Here is a 20,139-nt window from a genome sequence, read left to right on the forward strand (position 1 = left end):
GAAATAACCCGCTGGGGGCATTTTACCCTACTACTATTCTAGCAAATCATTCGACTTGTCACAACCTTTATTTCAAAATTTCTGCTAGAAATAAATAAAAATATTTATTTAGGGAACATATTGACGAATATCCTTCTGCATGGTAATTGTTTCTGTAAAATTATTTTCACAACCTAAATTCTAATTCATATTCACCTAACATTCACTATAAAACTAGCCTACCTCACTATATAATACAAAATACAATTCCCATCATTAACACATTATTTTTTTACATGTGGCTAAATAAAAAAGTAGTATTGAAACTATTTCATCATGTATAAAAAAATAAGTATTGAAATATTTTCTTATACATGATAGAATAGTTTTTGTTGGTTTACATGCCGCTGTGATGGAATGGCAGACGTGGTGGACTCAAAATCCTCTGGTAGCGATACCGTGCCGGTTCGAGTCCGGCTAGCGGCACCAATTATTTAAAGAAAAGGCTGTATTACTTGGTTTAGACACCTTGTAGTACAGCCTTTTTTATTTGTTTCCCACTTCTGCAACAAATGCTGTATTTACCAGCAATTAATCCTCTAAGCCTAGTAATAGTGACGTTTATAGCATCTTGTAATATTTTAACTACAAATCCATCTTATCTTAATATTTTCCTTTTGGACATTAAATAACATTGGCTACAATTGCACGAAATTTATTATTTAATCAATAGCCATAGTTATTTAAATTATAACTGCTTCAATATTATTTTCGTCCATTCTGGCATACTCTTATCTTTCCAAGTTAATTTTCCACTCTTAATATTTATAAGTTGTATAAATTCATCTGTATTATCATAAATGTTAACTTCATCACATATTTTAATAACATCTTTTTTCAATGTGCATATCTTTTTTCTATTACATCATCTAGTATTCCATGCCCACCTTTAGATACCCTAAACTTAACTCTTAGAACCCACTCAAAGTATAACTTCTATAGGTTTGAGACATTTTTACAATCAGTCCATATTGCTCCAATTTACCCCTTTTGTAATCCTAATAATATAATCTTAATTCATATATAATTATTTTATTATTCTTTAATATACTTTTGATTTTTGCTATTAGGCTTATCTGGCAAAGTCCTCTTTAACTTGCCATTTTCTAATAGAGGATTTAAGATTTTTTTTCTAAAATAATCACGACTTTTTATTCCACAAAATTCTTGAATTTCATTTCTAGCTCTTGCCACTCCGCAAAATTCAAGTATTTCTTTTATCGTATCATCTTGACCACTATCTTGACCACTATCTTGACCACTATCTTGACCACTAATATGATTTACATTCTTCAAAATTGTTCTAAATTCTGATTGAGTCGATTCAAATTCTGGCATATATTCTTTTGAAAATCCAACAAGTTTTTTTGTTTCTTCAACTATTCTTGTTAGGCCACTTCCCCTGCGTTCCATAAATCTAAGTCTATTAAATAAATCGGCTATAATAGGATTTCTTCTTCTTGATTCAATATTAAATATATCATGTTCTTGAATTGTTGTTCCATCAAACATTCCTCCTGGTGACCATATAGATACTCTGTCATCATACATATCAATATGAACTTCACTTCCCTGAACTAGATAGTCCCTATGAATAATAGCATTTACAACTGCCTCAAACACAGCTCTTTCTGCATAATCTGGCTTTTCTATTCTCCCATTACTTGTTTTTCTCCAGCTTTTTTTAGAATTATTTTTTATAAAACTTGTAGCACTATCTAAAAGATAAATCAAACTTCCACTAAACTCTTTATCATCAATTGCATCATCAAATATTGACCCTTTAGTAATACCATTCCATCTGGTGCAAAATATCCTAGAGTTTCTTATAGGACATTGATCTGAAAATAATGCTCCTGCATTAGTAAGCTTTCCTTTTTGATTTACAAGTCCATAGGAAATATAGTCTCTTTTCTCCATTATATCTCCATTTCTTTCTCTATGAGTTGCTTCCAGCAAAGTAAAACTATACGCTCCAATATCATACTCTGAAATTAGAGAATCATAAGTCCTATTTTGTCCTTTTAATATTAATTCATTTAATATATGTGGTGGCGCTATTACTGATTGATTTCCAATCCTAATAAAAGCTATCTTATTTCCATCATTAGAATAATAATATGGTGTTGCCATTCCAGAATATACTTTGACACAAAGAACCTCTTTTCTATCTTTTGATTTATAAGGTTTCATAATTATTTCTGGCTGTGGCTCAATTTTTTCCTTAATAAGCTCTGTAATTCTTTCAGAAGTTTTTTGAATATCTGATAATCCTTTAATTTCTTTATTATCATCTACTCCAAAAATTAATATTCCTCCAATTCCATTAGCAAATGAACTAACACTTTTTAACCAGCTTTTAGGCTTCTTTACTTCTAAGTCTGCCTTAAAATCTATCTCTGTAGCTTCTGCTATCAACGTTTCAATATAATTTTCCAGCACCTTGGTCACCTCGCTTTACTATGTATATATATTGCAATTAACAATTGCTGTTGATAGCTCAAAAATAAAGTTCATGTTTCCAACATGAAATGTGAACATTCACTTTTAAATTCTCACTTTTTTAACATTAATTTTTCTTACAGAATTTCTAAAATTCAGTTATCAACAGGTAACATTTAAATTGCAACATATATAGCATATGAATTTCTAATTAAGTTTATCATAACTTCGAGATTATAAAAATAGTCATCTTCAAACTTATATATAAATAATATTATATCACATACTATTTACATATAATCCCATATAATGTACTATTTTTTTAGTTATTTTTAAATATCATGCATATTATTATTTTTAATTTCATTTTCCAAGTTTTCTTTCAAGCATTGATATCACTTAACTACAAGCGATAATTTTCCCCTCTACGGCACAAAAAACTACTGAAAATCGAAATTACTTGTACATATACAAAACTGCGTAACCATGGGCTTTTCAAGCATTACTACTTATTAGTAAACAAACTCCTTATGAATCCGGCTAGCGGCACCAATTATTTAAAGAAAAGGCTGTATTACTTGGTTTTAATACCTTGTAGTACAGCCTTTTTATTGGATTCGTTAATATTTAATTTTTTTCTTTGTCTAAGCATTTTTCTTTCATTCTCTGTGAGCTGTTCTTTCTTTTGCACTTTATCTAATGCAATAACTGTTTTTAATTCTAAATTTGTATTATTTATAAGTAATTTTGTATAATTTTCATCAATTATTTTTCCTATTATTTTAACTGTGACTTTACCTTTATCAGATAAATTATAGTTTGGCAATGGGAAATATCTTTGCATTTGAAGTATAAACAGCTTCTTTATTCCACTACCAATTGTATCAATCATATTTAAATTAACCATGGCATTAGCTAAAAACTGATTTCTATAATATTCCTCTGGTGAATCTCTATCTATTACATTTTCAATACTCCGTGGAATAAAACTTCCTAAATTAGAAAATATGAGTTCATCGTCTCTTTCAACAACATTAATTTTTCCACCCAAAATATAATCCTGATGAACTATACAATTATGAAGAACTTCTCTTATAACAAACGGTTCATATTGTGATATCTCAGTTGGAAATAATGTTTTTTTGAGATGATTTCAATCTTTAAAGTATAGTTCGGTGGCAACCCCTATTATCTTATTATATAATTTATTTATTATTCTCTTAATATCCGGGAACCTTTTTGCTCTATAAATCATCTATCATATGTACGGAGGTGATAAACTTGGTATTAGAAACTAGTACTACAGTAAATTCCAAAATAGAAATTGTTAATTTTAAAACTCTTAGCAAGGATTCTTTTGTAGAGATTATACAGGAGAATAGAGTATCTCTCTATAGGCTTTCAAAAAGTATATTAAAGAACGAGGCTGATGTTCAGGATGCTATAAGTGAAACAATTATTAAAGCCTATACAAATATATATAAACTAAAACTAATGGATAGCTTTAAACCTTGGATTATGAAAATACTTGTAAATGAATGCTACAGCATAATAAAAAAACATAAGAAATTAGAGCTTGTAGATGATTTCGCTGACTATGAAGGAAGCTACGAAGATAAGACTGAGGATAATCTTATGTTTTATGTTAATCAATTAGATGAGGAATTTAAGAGTGTAATCATTCTATTTTACTATGATGATATAAGCATAAAGAATATCAGTATTATTCTAAATATTTCTGAAGGTACGGTAAAGTCTAGACTAAGTAGAGCTAAAGCAAAGCTTAAGGCTATGATGGAAAATAATTTAAGGGGTGATAGTTTTGAATAAATTAGATGATTTTGATAAGCTGTTGAAGAAAAAGGCTCAAGAAGATGTCTGTTACATACCAGAGAAATTAAATAAAAACATTAATAACATACTTGCTAACTTACCTGAGAATAAAAAATATAAAAGGCCTATAATAAAAATAGCCTTAGTTGCTGCATTGGTAGCTGCCATATCCGGAACTACTGTTATGGCAAGCACAAATCCAGCAGTTAAAAATATGGTGAATGGGATTCTATCTTACTTTAACAATAAAAGCGATACAAGGTATATTACTGATAAAACCAGTTTTGACAAATTTAATAAATCAGTAGGGATTTCAGCTGAGGACAAAGGTATAAAATTAACAGTAGATAATATAGCAACAGATGATAATTTTATTAATATCTTTTATACTATAGAAAGCCAAAGCTCCATAGATATGTTTCCTAATGACGACGAGGCTAAGATTTTTGACGCTGTTTTATCCACTCCTTTTCTACAACTTAAAATCAACGGAAAAGAAGCAGAGCCAGCCAACCATAGCGATGTAGATGCTTATTTTGAGAGTGATAAGGTTTTAAAGGTAATGAGGAGATTTAACGTATCTCAAATTGATTTACCTGAGGAGTTTGACCTTGAAATATCTACAGATGAAATATTTAGAACAAAAGGAGAATGGGAAATTAAGGCGAGCGTAGATAAATCTGATATTGCTGTTGAAACTAAAACAGTAAAGCCGAATATAAATAAAATTATTAATCTAGGAGACTATAAGCATAATATTACAATAGATAAGGTGTCTATTTCACCTTTTGGAAATCAAATAGTTATAAGTGAAAAAACTTCGGATGACAATATATTTGACACATTTGCTATTTTTGATGATAATGATACTAATTTAGATGTATTAAACATAGATATGAGTGGTAATAGTTTTGGTAAAGCAACGAATTCTTTTGAATTCATAAAAGGAACTATCAATATGAAATATATAAGCTTAGTCCCAATAAAATTTACTGAGTCAGGTAACTCTATTATTGAAAAGGTTGATATACAGAAGCTTCCTATAACTTTTAAAACAAGTAATACTGGCAGCAGGGTTGTTGATAAGATAGAGTTTGATAAAAACGTAATAAGGATTAAATACCATAATGAAGGGATTCAATTTTATGATCCCGCATTTCTATTCTACGATGTGGATGGAAATGAGCTTGACCTTGGTACCTGTGGCGGCGCTACAGCAGTTGATAGACAAACTGGGCAATTTACCGAAACACTAACTTTCGCTAATAAAAATGTGGATTTTTCAAAAATTACACAAATTGGTACCTTTACTGGAGTAGATCATATGGAGTTGTTTAAAGATCAAGCTATAAAAATTAATTTACAATAATGTTAAACCCACTACGTACAATGAACTGCACCCTGTCAAGTAGACAGATGAAAAAATAAAAAATTATGAAGCTAAGGTCTGATTTCGATATTCAATTGGAGTCAGACCTTTTAAGTTTTTCTGTAACCTTTTTGTATTATAAAATACTATGTACTCATCAATTGATTGTCTCAATTCTTCATATGTATAAAACTTTTGCAAATAATACATCTCACATTTGAGAGTTCCCCAAAAACCTTCCATTGGTCCGTTGTCGATACACCTACTGACACGTGACATGCTTTGAGTTGCATTGATTTTATCAAGTTTAGCCTTAAAAGTTCTATTGGTATACTGAAATCCCCTGTCACTATGAAAAAGTGGCTTTGCGGTCGGATTAGCAATTACTGCTAAGTCAAGTGTATCAAAAACAAGTTGATTGTTATTTGAGTGACCGACCACATAAGAAATAATGCTTTTATCTGATAAATTAAATATTGCACTGAGGTAAGCCTTTTGACCATTAAGTAGCTTGAATTCAGTAACATCTGTTAACCATTTTTCATTTGGTTTCGTTGCATAGAATTCTCTATTTAATTTGTTTTCTGCCGTGATTTGTGGAGTACTTTGCAAATAAGACTTTCTCTTTTTTCTTATAACTGATTTCATGTTAATAGACTTCATTAATCTATAAATTCGTTTATGATTATACTGTTTATTAAGACGTCGATTTATATTCATTGTTATCCGGCGGTATCCATAGATACCATGTACATCTTCATAAAGTTTAACAATTTCTTTTAGTATTATCGAATTCTCTTTATCTAATTCAGTCTCTGAACGGTTAATCCATTTGTAGTAAGATGATCGTGCAATACTAGCTAAATTGCATAAATCAGCTATTGAATAGCCATTTTCATCATGTAATTCTTTTATAGAAATATATTTATATTCGTGGAGTATTCTAGTGTTTATCGCCTTCTTTCTACTTCCTTCAATTTTTTTAAGAAATCATTCTCCATTTGTAAACGTCTATTTTCTGCTTCAATAAGTTTTAATTGTGCGGATAATTTATCAGACTCAGTAAGCTCATCAGCCTCTTTACGCTTACCGCGACGGTCCGTTAGCTCTTCATATCCATTAGCTTTGTATTTTCTTACCCATGTATAAACTTGTTGATAAGAAACCTTAAATTTATGAGCAGTAGCTTGATAATCATCATTATTCGAAATACAGAATGCAACAATCTCAATTCTTTCTTCATAAGTAGTTTTTCTTCCATTAGTCATAATTCTATCCCCTTGCTTATTATGAGATTTAAATGTTTTATGACTATTATACTTCTTAATCCAATTTCTGAGAACATAAGTAGATGAGATTCTATATATACCACATATATTTCTCAAAGAACCTTTTCCGTCAAGATAATCTTTAACCGCAGTAATCTTTACTGAATCAGAATAATACTTGTTTGTTGATGATGCTTTTAAACTCTCTAATCCATTATGCCTATATTTACGAACCCATTCGTAGAATGTTGATTGGTCAATCGACAGTTCATGAATTATTTGAGTAGCTCCTTTTTCATCTGATATATATTCTTCAATTGCTTTTAGCTTTTCAATTAAAGAATACTTTGCTTTTCTTGACATAAAAATACCCCCTTTATAGAAACAGTTTTATTATTTTAACTGTCTACCATAAAGGGAGCATATCACAAGACAGTACATAGTGGGCTTTTTATCTCGTAATTATTATTAACAGGTGCTTGGTACCATAGTCGTTGTAACTCTATTTTTGACTTATCTCGAAATTTTCTATGCGATAAGTTTGTTACTAGCAAAATATAAAATTATTGTAGGTAAAACATAAATGAGGGTTTATGTTCAGGATATATAATTCAAAATACAAAAATAGTCTACATTATGGTTGTAAATTTTATAACTATTTCATGAAAATATCTACTATCAATATTAGAGATGATTATTCTAATAGTATCATCAGATGGTACACCATTCTCTAATTCAAGATAATTTCTTAGCCACTTTTCTTTTTTTATTCCAAAAGCCTCTATTTCAGACCATTCATTATCGTTACTTAATATTGCAAAAAGTGTTAGTATAACTACATCACTCAATTTATGTTTTATAAGTTTATCCTGATTCAATGTTACTTATCTGTTATTTTTCAAAATATTTCATTTTCCTCAAACACTGTTTATTTCTCAGTTTATATTAATCTTAATCTAAATCTTAAAAAGCACCCACCTACACCCCTCAAAATCATATTTCAGTTCAAATATCTTCTCCACCCCATCAACAACAGCACTACAAGTAAACACCCACATCTTATTTCCACACAACTTCTCCAAATCAGTACTTATAATCTTCCCTATTTTTATTACCTGGCACTTATCCTCTTCTTCAATTCTAAATTTTATAGGAGTTATCTTTCCATCTTTTTTAAAGTAAGCTATCATCTCTATTTTCTTAGCAACCACTTTCATTTTCTACACTCCTCTTACAATATGCTACTCATCATTGGATAATAATCATCTGATCCTGTACCACCATTTAATGGCTTTACTCCTGAGTGTAAAAATGTTGATCTAATAACACATTCCTTACCATATTTATTTCGTAGTGTATCTAAAGTTTTATCTAGCTTCCTTTGTTTTTCTGTATTTTCAAAGTCAAAGAAGGTTTCTTGGCAATATGAATTATAGCAAAGTTTAGTCACGCGTACTCCGAGTTGTCTTATCTTTTCACCTTTCCAGCCTTCTTTAAAAGCTTCTTTTATTCCTTCAAAAATTACATTAGTACAATCTGTAAAATTCTCTAATGGTTTTTGATGAGAGTAATGCATAAAATCGCTGGTCTTAATACTAATAGCAACAAGGCCACACAAACTATTGCTTTCTCTGAGTCTCATAGAGACACTTTCTGTAAGGGATAAAAGTATTTTTAATGCCTCTTCCATAGTTTCAACATCATAAGAAATTGTAGTTGAATTTCCTATACCTTTAACCTCTAGATAATTAGACTTTCTTATTTCTGAATTATCAATTCCATTTGCATATTCATATATAAGCTTCCCATGAGAATGTAATTTGCAAGTAAGAAGGTTTACATCAAACTTAGCTAATTCACCTATTGTATTAATATTAAACTTATGGAGTTTTTCTTCACTTGCACGCCCTACCATAAATAAATCTCCAACTGGCAAATTCCACATCTTCGAAGCCATTTCATCTTTAAATAAAGTATGTACAGTATTCTTAGGCTTAAAATCACTAGCCATTTTTGCTAGTAACTTATTTGTAGAAATGCCAATGTTACAATTAAAACCAAGCTCTTCACTTATCCTCATTTTAATTCTCATTGCCATTCTTTTATAATCCTCTTTAAAATGAGTGCAATCCATAAAACATTCATCAATACTGTATCTTTGAATTTCAGGAGAATATTCATTAAGTAATTCAAACATTGCATTGCTGCTCTTAACAAACCAATTATAATCTGGAGGATATACAATAAGATCTTTGCACTTAAGTCTTGCTGCATATATAGGCTCCCCTGTCTTAATTCCAAATTTCTTTGCAGGTATTGAAGCTGCAAGTATTATTCCATGCCTATTTTCTTCACTGCCTCCAATTACTGAAGGTAATTCGCGAAGGTCAATTAGACTCTCTCCATACTGCAAAAGCTTAACTGCAGTCCATGAAAGATAAGCTGAATTTACATCTATATGAAAAATTAATCTTTCGTCATTACTAAACATGCTATCAACTCCAAACGTTTGTTCTTATAAAATATTATAGCGAACATACGTTTTGTTGTAAAGAGAACATAATTTTTTATTTATATTTGGCTAAAATGAAAAGTTAAATTCCGTATGTAAGAGTAAATTCTATATATCTAGAATTTAGTTTAACACTTTCATATAAGTATGGTTTGTCTATTCAATAATAAAAACATCTATATTTCTATAGATGCCTTTGGAACTTGCGATTTCTGGATTGGATTAAATCATTTTTAATTAAGTACTAATTATTCTCTAATCTTTGAATCTAAGCCATTTTATGAATTCTAATTTCTAGTTAAGACTTAATATTTTCTATAGATTGTGTAATCTACTGCACCATTATTGCACCATAAATTTATTATATTTGCTTCTGAAAATAAAATAGTAGAATTTTAAGTTCCATTATTTTTTACCTGCCATAATTTTTATTTCTTCTGCTTCTTCTATTACTTCCTTTGGGTATTTTTCTTTTAGTTCTTCTATTTGTTCTCTTTTATACAGTTTTATCATTTCCATTACCTCCTCAAAACAGAAAAAAGAATACTCAAAGCTCTTATTGCCCTAAGTATTCCTTTTATTTTATTTCACCATTATAATATATATTTAAATTTTCCATTAATACTACAATAATTTTATATTTTATTATCTTTAATTCAAAGTTCCACCAAATATGTATCCTATTTGATATGTTCCATTATTAATAGCATTATCTTCACACCACAAAATCATATCATCCACTGAATTGTTTTCTGAATATGGCTGGATAAATGTATCCTTCGATACTTACTTATTATAATATCTTTTATCATTTGATTGTATGTATATTATAAACTCCTTTGTCAAATTAATTGCAGGACTATACTTATCTTTCTCAAATATAGTATAAAAGTAATCATATTAAATTAATTTTTTACTTCACTTGCATCAAGAAATCCAATATCTCAATATTGAGTTCATTATGAAACTTCTCTCTATCAAATCCAAATGGGTCTTGCGATGGAATAAACTCCGGCTTAATCATAGATTGTGGAAATGGGCTCAAAAATGAGAAATGTCCAGCATTTTCAATAATTTTGTACTTGATTTTACTATTATCAGCAACCCCTTCCAAAACAATCTGTGCATGGAAAGGTGGCGTATATTGGTCTTTTTCGCCAGCAATCATTAAAATGGGAATATCCACTCCACTCAATGCTCCTTTATCCTTAAACCAAACCGTTGCTGGAGCCAGAAGAACAAGTGATTTAATCTTTCTATCATGTTCTACATTTATCTGTTTAGGCTTTCCATCCAAAGATTCATTCGGAAATGAAGTTGCTATACCTCCTGCAACTGCTAATGAAGTGTATCCACCCATAGAATGACCTATCATAGAAATAGAATCTGTTTTTAAAAACCTTGCAAATTTCTCGCTCTCAAAAAACCAATCAATAGCAGTGTAAATATGTCTCGGTCTATTTTCCAAATTTTCTACAGTTCCCTCCAATGTATTATTATTACGATTGTTGAATGGATGCTCAGGCATTCCTACTATAAAACCATTACAAGCTAAATGATGAGCAAGCGTTCGATAAAGTAAGTGCGACCCACCGCTTCCATGAGATATTAGTATCAATGGAAATTTGCCCTCTTTAGGTTTTGCATTTATTGATAAGTCCAAGCTAAATTGCCCCAGCTCTTCTATCTTTCCACCCTCATATGTAGGATACATAACTGACATAGGAAACGTAACTCCGCAGTGGTTATCGACAAGTTCAACCTTACAATAGCCAACAAAAGAATTCTTTCTTTCTATCGTCAGTGGCTTCATGTTTCTTTTCTCTTTCTTCATTTTTGAATGCTCCCTTCTAACTTTTATTTATATAGTGTAGCCTATGTAATTTATTATTTAATTTTATTATTCTGCATATTTATGAAAATCACTTTTTATAGGGAAACATACTTCTGTTACATACTCATCTGGATTATTTGTGTCATGTGGACTTACATGATATATTATAAAATTAGGTGCTGATAACTCATAACTATTTTTACTTATCCACATCCCAATAGATTTAGACACATCTTTTATTTGGTGGTAGTTTCCTTTAAATATTACTGTTGCAGCAGTTGTTAATGGAAATACTTCGAATTTAATTTCACATTTATCCATACATTTTTCTGAAACAGATAAACACACTGAAATATCTACATCACTTTCTTTATATCCTCTATCATTAAAAATTGCTAGTGGATAAGATGGATTTGTAAGTTTAATATTCATATTAATAACTGCAAGCTCTAAATTATCCCACATCCTCCCCATCTCGTCATATGTAGGAACAATATCACGATAATATACTAAGTTCATTTCTTTAAATTCTTTTATTACTACATTATATTCCCTTTTCATCTTGCCAGTATTTAATATTAATAGTGAGTTTTCCAACATTTTTAATTTATTTTCAATATTTTCTTTTTCATCTTTTAGTTCCAGATATTTAATATTCATATATTTCTTAACCGTTTCCAAATTATTGTCATTAATTAACATTTCTTTAATGTAACTTATTCCAAAACCCATTTGCTTTAAGCTTTGAATATTATTGGCTAGTGTTAACTGATTAAAAGTATAATAGCGATACCCATTTTTAATATCAATTTTTTCTGGAGCAAGTAATCCAATTTCATCATAATGACGAAGCATACGAACACTAATACAAGTAAACTTTGAGAATTCTCCAATCTTTAGCATATAATATCTCCTTAACTTAAGCTTATATTAATAATAAACTATTACATAATGAGAGAGTCAATAAAAAAAGTAAAATTGTTTAATTAACTGTATCGATATTTTGATATAAAGCATTAAAAAACAATTTAAATGTGCTACTGAGAGCCATATCATAAGAAAAAGTTCTCATTTACTTATGATACGGTTCACCGTATCATTGACAAGTGATATCACTTTTTTTATTGTTACTCTGAATTTATTATTACCAGACTTAAATATACACTGTAAAATCATACTTACAATCGCGATTCTTATTTTCTCTCACCAGAAATATCCAGTTCTTTACAAATGCTGATCCTCTAAATACCACATGTAGTTTCATAAATTTATTCCATAAAGCTATCTCGCTTCAATAATTCTTTAGTATCATTCCATAGTTTGTTTTGCATAGTGATATCTCCCCCTGGATACACAGGAATAATAGGTTTTCCAGTTCCAACATTGAAATATCCACCAGTCACACCATTGTATTCTTTATCAATAGCTAAGCGGACAATAATGTCAGCACCTTTCTGTGGATCTCCAATATGAAGAAATTTTAATATACGTTCAAGTACCGAAGCAAACCAGAGCTCACGTCCAAGACCAGTAACATTAAAACCTGGATTTAGTGCATTAACAGTAATTCCTGTGCTTGAAAGTTTACGTGATAATTCTGCAGTAAACATAATATCAAGTAGTTTAGTTTTTCCGTAAAGTAAAGATGACCCTTTAGTATTAAACGTAGCTGTGTTGGTCAAATCCTCTGGAAGTTTAAGTTCACCATGATTACGTGATGCTTCTGAAGCGACATTTACAATCCTAGCATTTTCAGCTTTCATTAAAGATTGCTCTAATATATTAGATAATAACCACGGAGCTAAATAGTTCACCGCTATCATTTCAGAGAACCCCTCAGATGTTATTCTCTGTTCAAATGCATGTACTCCTGCATTATTCACAAGCACATCAATTTGGGGATATGCAGCTTTAATCTCCTGACCTACTCTTTTCACCTCTGCCATCAATGATAAATCGCCCAGAAAAAAGTCCACTTCTACTTTTGGTACAATATCATTTAACATTTTTTTAGTCATTTCAGCTTTTTTCTTATTTCTAGCTATCAATACAAGATGAGCACCTTGCTTTGCTAGTTCAATTGCAACTAATTGTCCAAGCCCATTAGTTGCACCAGTAATGACAACAATTAGATTAGTATTCATAACTTTCCTCCTTAGTTTAGCTATTGTATTTTCATATTCTTTATCTATATCTGCACTTTATATTTTAAAATTATATTTTTATCTCTCTCTTTTACTTGACATGCATTAGCTAAATAAATATACTTGACATATATCAAATATATGCTTTTATTTGATATATGTCAAGTATATTTTATATACGTAAATATGTTAAATTGAGGTGTACCATGGATAATTATACTCATAATGAAGATACTGCCAGAACGCATTTAGAAATAAAACTAGGCGAGCAGCTAAATGCGCTCATTAGCGCTTCACATGGACTTAATGTCAGAACTGCAGCACGCTTCGATATCACATTACAGCCAGCTGCTTTTCTCCTTGTCCGTTGGCTCTTTTCATTTGGCCCAACCAGTGCTACAGCTTTAGCGGAATCAACAGCTATGGATCGTAGTTCTGTCAGCCGCCTTGTAAATCAACTTAAGGGCTTGGGCTATGTAAAAAGTGAACCATCTCCCGCTGATCGTCGAGGTGTACTATTAACTTTAACTAAACTTGGGAATCAAAAGACTATAGATGCTTTAAAAGAGAAAGAATCTGCTTTCTATGACCGTATTTCAAAATGGGATGATTCTAAGCTTGAAAAGTTTATTGAAATGCTTAGCGATTTCAATGGTTATGAATAAAGAGAACCGTCTCCCTCTGGATTTGGTTCTCCGACCTTATTTAGATGAATTAGTAAGTTATCATTTATATTAAGTTCTATAATAGTTGGGATGTAGCTGGTGCTAAAAGTTTTGGCTTTAATGTATGTTGGATAAATCGCTTTAATAATAAAAAAGAAGTCTTACCCTTTAAATCTGATATTGAATTGAAATCCTTAATCGACTTATATACTATCCTTTAAACATTATTATATACAAATTTTTATATTCACAGGATTTATCCTAAACATTCTTTTAAAAAAACAGAAAAAGGAGAGCCTCCTCCGCTGGACTTGGTTCCCCTCAATTATTTATATAAATTATTAAATCATAATTTATTTCTTATTAATTTATAACTTATATCAACTTTACTCAATTTTACTTTCTATCCTTTATTTGTGATACGGTTCACCCTTCATTATCCCAAACCTCTTTTGTATCTACTTTAAATAAAAGTCCTTAATAAAATCTATTGTCCTTCATATAATTTTATCCACCTATATAAAGTTGCTCTTCCCACTCCTAATAACTTAGCCCTTTCTACCTTACTCAATTCATTATTAATCATTTTTATATAGTATTTCTTAAAGTCTTTTGGTAAATCCTCAGCTTTCTTTTCCTCTCTCCCAAACCATCTACCGGTTTTAGTTGTTCCATTCTCGATACATCTTGCGACACCTTGCTGCACTCTCTCCACTGTATTTTCTCTTTCCATTTCTGCAACGGCCCCTAGGATAGTCAATATAAATTTATAACCGTCACCATCTGTATTTATACCCTCTTTAATAAAATAAACTGTAACACCTTTATTCTTGAAATAGTCACCTGTGCCCCTAAGATCATCGACATTTCTTCCTAATCTACTTATGCTTTCACATTATACTATATCGCCCTCTTTGACCTCTAATTTTAATTTGTTTAATTCAGGCCTATCAATACTTTTTCCACTTATTTTATCTGTATAGGCCTTATTAAAAACAATTCCTAGTTTATCAAGAATCATTTCTTGTCTGCCTACACTCTGTTTCTTAGTACTAACTCTTTCATATTTATAAATCATAATATATCATCCCTTATAATAAAATTATCTTTATCTTAATATGTATCATTAAACTATTCGAATTCAATGATACACTGTAAGATAAAGATAATGTCAATTTTAGGTAAGTTTTATTATGTTTTCTTTCATTTTCTTAGTGTTTTATCATACTATAATTTAATAATGCAATCACCTTACCCAAGCCCCACTCCTATCGAATGTCCAACCATCAGGCGTAACACAATCACAATACATCATCCCATGCTCATTAAAGCAATAACAATCCCCATCAATCCAAACCCATAAAGGTTTATCCTTACTCCCCTTAACCATCTTGCAACTTTCATCTAAGTAATACCAAAATCCATCACTATTATCATAATACCAAGCCTCCTGCAGTGCATATCCCCTATTATCAAAGATATACCACTCCCCATCAATTTCTTTCCATCCATTATCAGCATTATAATAATATTTATCAACCTCGTTTGTGCAATACCACCATCCAATATTATTTTTATTCCACCCAAACTTCCAAACATTATTACTTGAACCATCAGCACCAACTAACCCACAAACAATAGCTCTTGCAATAACTTCTGGATCATACACATCGGCATCAGAACTATCAGCAAATAAACACTCAACTAAAATTGCAGGCATAACAGTTTTATTAAGAACAATAAGACTTCTTGTTTTCACTCCTCTATTAGGTAAATTTACAGAACTGGCTAAAGCGTTACTTACCTTTATGGCATATTGATTAGCCACTTCTGATTTTCCAGCAACACATACCTCAGGTCCTATCCCTCCCCCTGCATTAATATGAATTTCCACATAAAGGTCTACCTCTAAACTTTGTGCTATTTGATTAGCTTGAATTGCTCTTAAGTAGCAGTCTTCACAGTCATATTTATTATTTTCATCAATCCTAAGCAAATAAGCACCATGACCTTTTTGCTGTAAATATTCTGCAACTAAAGCTCCAATAGCCCTATTGCAATTACTCTCATCCAGCCTATCAATAACACCACAACCAACATTCCCACTAGCAGTATGTCCTACTGCTATTATAAAATTACTCATTTATACACCTTCCCTTTCAAATTTCTTGTTTTCTCATATAGGATATACACTTCTGAAAAAAGTGCGCTAGCACAATTAAGAACTTTTCACCTATAAAAAAAATAGCTATGCTACATATAAGAACTTTTCACTTCTAAAAAAGGTAGCTATGCACCTATAAAAAGACTGGCTTTGCCACAATACGGAACTTTCCTGCAACCAAGAACTTAAAAAAATTCCAAGGCTAATTGTAGCCTTGGATTTTCTTTTATCCATATTTATCGTGTCTATATTTATTCTGTCTAATCAACACTAAAATTACAAACAATATTCGTAGTTTCTTCTATATACGCCTCAGCAACCTTATCAATCTGATCACAAATAAATTTAAGGCTACAATTACTACAATCATTCACAACCCTTCCTCTAATAAAGAGCAACCCAGTTCACAATCTAAAGTAGAATCTCTAATCATTATGGCAATATCTTTTTTGTCATAGTATTCATCGTATTCTGTAGTCATTTGAAGTGAGAATCCAAAAGTGAATGTCCAAATTTTATATTTGGATACATGAACTTTCTCTGTGAGCATCTTGCATTTGGTTCTTCGAACTTCCCCAGCGACTGAATAGGAGTCGGGTTTCCTTTTTCTTCTTCATCCATTTAACAACACACTCCAAAATTTATTTGCAACTTAAAAAATTCTTGCTGCTACTATGGATATATGTTTCAATCTCAAAAATCACATAAAAGCAACTAACTTTTTTATACTCATAATCTCTGAGCCCTCATTTTTGGCGCATATTCTGAAGAATAAATATTGTTCAGAATAAATATTCTTCACCATATTTATGGAGAAGAATATTAGAATATTTCAATTTAAACCATATATCCTATTTAAGAATACTAAGTAAAGGAGATAAATTTATGGGTAAGAAAAAACCACCAGAACCCAAAAATGATTTCGCTTGTGAAGAGGATCTTGATGTATGTTCTTTTAGCGAAGAACCAATTATAACAGGAAAGTGCATTGCATTTTTTTCATTCAGTGATGATAAAGCAGATAAGATTAATGAACCAGCTATTACTCTATCAAATAATAATATTCATGCTTCTGAATTAGCTTCTACTAAAACTCTAGATTTTAATAATTCTAGTATCAATAATAATACCATTGCTCATGCTGATACTAATACTAATGATATTGATAATTTTAATAGTGACATTGCTAATATTACTAAAAGGGATAGAAACAGTTCCAATATTTCTACTTCATCAATGTCTCAATTAAAAACTCTCTCAAATAATGAGAATAATACCTTAACAGACAATAGAAAATCACCAATAGTTAATGGATGTGCACCACCTATCGATGGAGAATACTTAGATATCAAAAGAACCTATATGCTCCGTTCATCTACTGTTAGAAAACTTAATGAACTTAAGAGCATTCACCCTAATTTAAATACTTATGTCAGTACTTTGGTTGATTTAGCTATAGCTGATTATTATGAGCACATAATCAATCAAGGTGGCACACAATAATTTATTTTGAATATTATTATTGATTCCAAGAATTTATTTATCCTTTAATATGAAATAATATACTTCCTCACATATATCCTAATTAGGAGGTGATGATCATGGAAGTTAATGAATTAATTAATCTGATAGTCAATAATGGGTTTCCTATAGCTGTTGCCGCATATTTGCTAATACGCTTAGAGAAACAAATTAATAACTTATCTACATCAATTAATAAACTCAATACCATAATATCAACAAAGCTTGGGGTTGTTCTAGATGCAGCTGGATCTAGTGATGATTCTAATAAAGTGGCATGAGAAAAGGCAATAAACATTTTTATTTTAATGTTTATTGCCTTTAATTTTGTTTATATTTGGGGTTCTGTTAGATTAAATTATTGATATATGAATAGTTCAATTTGAATTTAAATCATCTATTAATACACCAATAAAGAAGATTACGTAGAAAATTTTATTAGGTTTTAATTAATAAACATATGCATATTTAAACAGTTATTTTATCCTTATACCTGCTAACTTAAGTAAATGTATAGCATTTCTAGTAGTTGATACTCCTTCTCGAATTTTGTAGTCAAATTTTAATTCATTATTTAAATAATACTCTTTAAAATGATAATTTTTAATCTTAGAGTATTTGTACTGTAAATCGCACAATTCTAAGTCATGGGTAGAAATAAGTCCTGATGCCTCTTCATCTCCTAATTGCTTTATTAATGCTATAGCACCATCATGTCTATCAAGAGAATTAGTTCCCTTAAATAATTCATCTAAGAGGAAAAATACTTTTTTATTCTCCTGTACCTCTTCGACTATCATCTTTATTCTTAATATTTCAGCGTAAAAAGAAGATATATTATTTTCTAAGTTATCACTTGTTCGCATACAAGTAAAAATCTGCATTAATGAACATTCAAACTTTTTGGCACATACAGGTGCTCCAATATAACTTAATATTAAATTTATGCCTACAGTTCTTAAAAATGTACTTTTACCAGACATATTTGAACCAGTTATTAGTAAAATATTTTTTGTTTTGTCAATTGTAGTATTGTTACACACCATTTTTTCACCTAAAAGTGGATGACCGATTTTTTCAGCTTTTATTATATAATCATTATCTGAAATCAAAGGCATAACCCACTCTGGATTCTCATAAATAATATTTGAAATGCTATTTAGTGCTTCAAATTCTCCTATAACATCAAACCACTTTTTCAAGTCTTTGCCTGATTTAATTCTCCATTTTTCAAATAGTATCATACATTGATAATCCCATAACAGCAATATATTAATTATTATAAAGAATGCATTATTTCTTTCAGATATTTTATCATATATATTAGCTAATTTTTTTATTGCGGCTGCTGCATCTTCATCTTTAGAAATCACTAAATTATTTTTTAGCTGTTTTAAATAATCACTTTTAAAATCCTTTTCTATAATTAAACTTAACAATCTTAAATATATATTTATACTATTTTTATATTTATAAATATTATTAAATGTTGCACTTCTTTTTTTTGCACCGATAAATAAAATTGCTAATTGGGCAAATGACATAAAGCATAGTAATTTAAAGTTTACTAAAGAAGTAAAATAGGCCAAAATAATTAATAAAAGTGTTATACCTGGCAATAATCTAACTAATAAAATAAGCCAAGTCTTAGCATATAACTCATTTCTATCTTTCGACCATTTATATAACTCTTCTGGATTAATACACTCATTAGAAATAATCATTCCTTCTGCCTCAAATAGTTGTCTCCATTCTAAATCAGCAGCTAACTCCTGCAAAGATTGTTGCATTGTATTTATATCCAAAGGAGTTTTTAATGGATTTGTAAGTCTACTTTTTAAATTTTGCCTTCCCATAAATGTTTTACTACTATTAATCCACTGAAACAATGAGCCTTTTCCAAATATATCTAAATCATTAGAATAACTATGCTCTTCATTTTTAAATTCGCTACCATCATCCTCAAAGCTTTTCCATTGTCCATTTAGTTTCTTTATCTCCTTTTCATTTATATTTTTTAATGCTATAGAATATTTTCTTTTTTTAATTTCCTTATCATGTTCAATGACTAAATAAATAAAAATAAGTAATTGAAGAATAAAAACTCCTATGCTTATGTAATAACTTTTAATTCTAAAAGTATAGAATGTAACACTTAAACCAATAATTAAGGTAAAAAATCTTAAATATGCTATAACTTTTATTGATTTGTTTTCTTCTTTAATTAAGTTGTTATAATTTTTCAATCGGTTAACATAATCATCGTATACACTAGTCAATGCTTTTCTCCAATCATATTTTGAATATTTTGTTCTATATATATTATAAAGTATGCAATAATTCTTACA

At 29.9% G+C, this 20,139-nt stretch carries 19 protein-coding genes, 1 tRNA gene and 1 pseudogene; 6 read left to right on the forward strand and 15 right to left on the reverse strand.

Going from position 1 to position 20,139, the window contains the following annotated elements; all coding sequences use genetic code 11:
* The first annotated feature begins 382 nt into the window (after window positions 1–382).
* Window positions 383–468: transfer RNA gene (locus tag psyc5s11_RS16515), tRNA-Leu, on the forward strand.
* 259 nt (window positions 469–727) lie between these two features.
* Here psyc5s11_RS16515 and psyc5s11_RS16520 read toward each other — a convergent pair.
* From psyc5s11_RS16520 to psyc5s11_RS16530, 3 genes are all read right to left on the reverse strand, one after another.
* On the reverse strand, window positions 728–880 hold the full coding sequence (locus psyc5s11_RS16520; RefSeq protein ID WP_224033593.1) for a hypothetical protein: 153 nt from the start codon (window positions 878–880) through the stop codon (window positions 728–730).
* Between the two features lie 194 nt (window positions 881–1,074).
* Entirely contained in the window at window positions 1,075–2,490 is a 1,416-nt protein-coding gene (locus psyc5s11_RS16525) for an ATP-binding protein (protein ID WP_224033594.1), read from the reverse strand.
* 565 nt (window positions 2,491–3,055) lie between these two features.
* Window positions 3,056–3,532 (reverse strand): ATP-binding protein, encoded by a 477-nt coding sequence (locus tag psyc5s11_RS16530; protein ID WP_224033595.1) that lies wholly within the window; start codon window positions 3,530–3,532, stop codon window positions 3,056–3,058.
* A 230-nt stretch (window positions 3,533–3,762) separates the two neighbouring features.
* Here psyc5s11_RS16530 and psyc5s11_RS16535 point away from each other — a divergent pair, with 230 nt between their 5' ends.
* Together psyc5s11_RS16535 and psyc5s11_RS16540 are read left to right on the forward strand one after the other, a co-directional pair.
* Window positions 3,763–4,311, forward strand: coding sequence for a sigma-70 family RNA polymerase sigma factor (locus psyc5s11_RS16535; RefSeq protein ID WP_224033596.1), 549 nt, complete (start codon window positions 3,763–3,765; stop codon window positions 4,309–4,311).
* The gene (locus tag psyc5s11_RS16540; RefSeq protein WP_224033597.1) at window positions 4,304–5,683 is read left to right on the forward strand and encodes a DUF4179 domain-containing protein; all 1,380 of its coding nucleotides are present in this window, start codon (window positions 4,304–4,306) and stop codon (window positions 5,681–5,683) included. Before psyc5s11_RS16535 ends, psyc5s11_RS16540 begins: the two co-directional genes overlap by 8 nt.
* Window positions 5,684–5,746: 63 nt before the next feature.
* On the opposite strand, the gene psyc5s11_RS16545 is transcribed toward psyc5s11_RS16540, so the two are convergent.
* The 8 genes from psyc5s11_RS16545 to psyc5s11_RS16580 form a co-directional block, all read right to left on the reverse strand.
* Window positions 5,747–6,661, reverse strand: a complete 915-nt coding sequence (locus psyc5s11_RS16545) for an IS3 family transposase (RefSeq protein ID WP_311196452.1) — start codon at window positions 6,659–6,661, stop codon at window positions 5,747–5,749.
* The gene (locus tag psyc5s11_RS16550) at window positions 6,634–7,314 is read right to left on the reverse strand and encodes a helix-turn-helix domain-containing protein (RefSeq protein WP_224033598.1); all 681 of its coding nucleotides are present in this window, start codon (window positions 7,312–7,314) and stop codon (window positions 6,634–6,636) included. The genes psyc5s11_RS16545 and psyc5s11_RS16550 overlap by 28 nt, the downstream gene beginning before the upstream one ends.
* 266 nt (window positions 7,315–7,580) lie before the next feature.
* A complete protein-coding gene (locus psyc5s11_RS16555; protein ID WP_224033599.1) occupies window positions 7,581–7,829 on the reverse strand; it encodes a transposase family protein in 249 nt (82 codons plus the stop codon).
* Window positions 7,830–7,907: 78 nt separating this feature from the next.
* On the reverse strand, window positions 7,908–8,168 hold the full coding sequence (locus psyc5s11_RS16560; RefSeq protein WP_224033600.1) for a hypothetical protein: 261 nt from the start codon (window positions 8,166–8,168) through the stop codon (window positions 7,908–7,910).
* A 14-nt stretch (window positions 8,169–8,182) separates the two neighbouring features.
* Window positions 8,183–9,442 (reverse strand): Y-family DNA polymerase, encoded by a 1,260-nt coding sequence (locus psyc5s11_RS16565; protein WP_224033601.1) that lies wholly within the window; start codon window positions 9,440–9,442, stop codon window positions 8,183–8,185.
* 934 nt (window positions 9,443–10,376) lie between these two features.
* Window positions 10,377–11,297 carry an alpha/beta hydrolase family protein gene (locus tag psyc5s11_RS16570; protein ID WP_224033602.1) on the reverse strand — a complete coding sequence of 307 codons (921 nt, stop codon included), beginning with the start codon at window positions 11,295–11,297 and terminating at the stop codon, window positions 10,377–10,379.
* A 66-nt stretch (window positions 11,298–11,363) separates the two neighbouring features.
* The gene (locus psyc5s11_RS16575) at window positions 11,364–12,200 is read right to left on the reverse strand and encodes a MerR family transcriptional regulator (RefSeq protein WP_224033603.1); all 837 of its coding nucleotides are present in this window, start codon (window positions 12,198–12,200) and stop codon (window positions 11,364–11,366) included.
* A gap of 365 nt (window positions 12,201–12,565) precedes the next feature.
* Complete coding sequence (locus psyc5s11_RS16580; RefSeq protein WP_224033604.1) at window positions 12,566–13,441, reverse strand: SDR family NAD(P)-dependent oxidoreductase; 876 nt, start codon at window positions 13,439–13,441, stop codon at window positions 12,566–12,568.
* 206 nt (window positions 13,442–13,647) lie between these two features.
* Between psyc5s11_RS16580 and psyc5s11_RS16585 the strand changes: the two genes are divergently transcribed.
* The gene (locus psyc5s11_RS16585; protein WP_224033605.1) at window positions 13,648–14,106 is read left to right on the forward strand and encodes a MarR family winged helix-turn-helix transcriptional regulator; all 459 of its coding nucleotides are present in this window, start codon (window positions 13,648–13,650) and stop codon (window positions 14,104–14,106) included.
* 487 nt (window positions 14,107–14,593) lie between these two features.
* Here the strand turns inward: psyc5s11_RS16585 and psyc5s11_RS16590 are convergent.
* The 3 genes and pseudogenes from psyc5s11_RS16590 to psyc5s11_RS16605 all read right to left on the reverse strand — a co-directional run bounded on the left by psyc5s11_RS16590 (window position 14,594) and on the right by psyc5s11_RS16605 (window position 16,891).
* A pseudogene (locus psyc5s11_RS16590) lies at window positions 14,594–15,184 on the reverse strand (recombinase family protein).
* Window positions 15,185–15,352: 168 nt separating this feature from the next.
* Window positions 15,353–16,249 (reverse strand): N-acetylmuramoyl-L-alanine amidase, encoded by an 897-nt coding sequence (locus tag psyc5s11_RS16595; protein ID WP_224033606.1) that lies wholly within the window; start codon window positions 16,247–16,249, stop codon window positions 15,353–15,355.
* Between the two features lie 498 nt (window positions 16,250–16,747).
* A complete protein-coding gene (locus psyc5s11_RS16605) occupies window positions 16,748–16,891 on the reverse strand; it encodes a hypothetical protein (protein ID WP_224033607.1) in 144 nt (47 codons plus the stop codon).
* A gap of 264 nt (window positions 16,892–17,155) precedes the next feature.
* Between psyc5s11_RS16605 and psyc5s11_RS16610 the strand changes: the two genes are divergently transcribed.
* Complete coding sequence (locus psyc5s11_RS16610; protein WP_224033608.1) at window positions 17,156–17,773, forward strand: hypothetical protein; 618 nt, start codon at window positions 17,156–17,158, stop codon at window positions 17,771–17,773.
* Between the two features lie 98 nt (window positions 17,774–17,871).
* A complete protein-coding gene (locus psyc5s11_RS16615; RefSeq protein WP_224033609.1) occupies window positions 17,872–18,072 on the forward strand; it encodes a YvrJ family protein in 201 nt (66 codons plus the stop codon).
* Window positions 18,073–18,267: 195 nt separating this feature from the next.
* Here psyc5s11_RS16615 and psyc5s11_RS16620 read toward each other — a convergent pair whose 3' ends face one another.
* Window positions 18,268–20,070 carry a MutS family DNA mismatch repair protein gene (locus psyc5s11_RS16620; RefSeq protein ID WP_224033610.1) on the reverse strand — a complete coding sequence of 601 codons (1,803 nt, stop codon included), beginning with the start codon at window positions 20,068–20,070 and terminating at the stop codon, window positions 18,268–18,270.
* Window positions 20,071–20,139: the final 69 nt, after the last annotated feature.

Origin of the sequence: Clostridium gelidum (assembly GCF_019977655.1) — a bacterium.
GTDB classification, from domain to species: Bacteria; Bacillota; Clostridia; order Clostridiales; family Clostridiaceae; genus Clostridium; species Clostridium gelidum.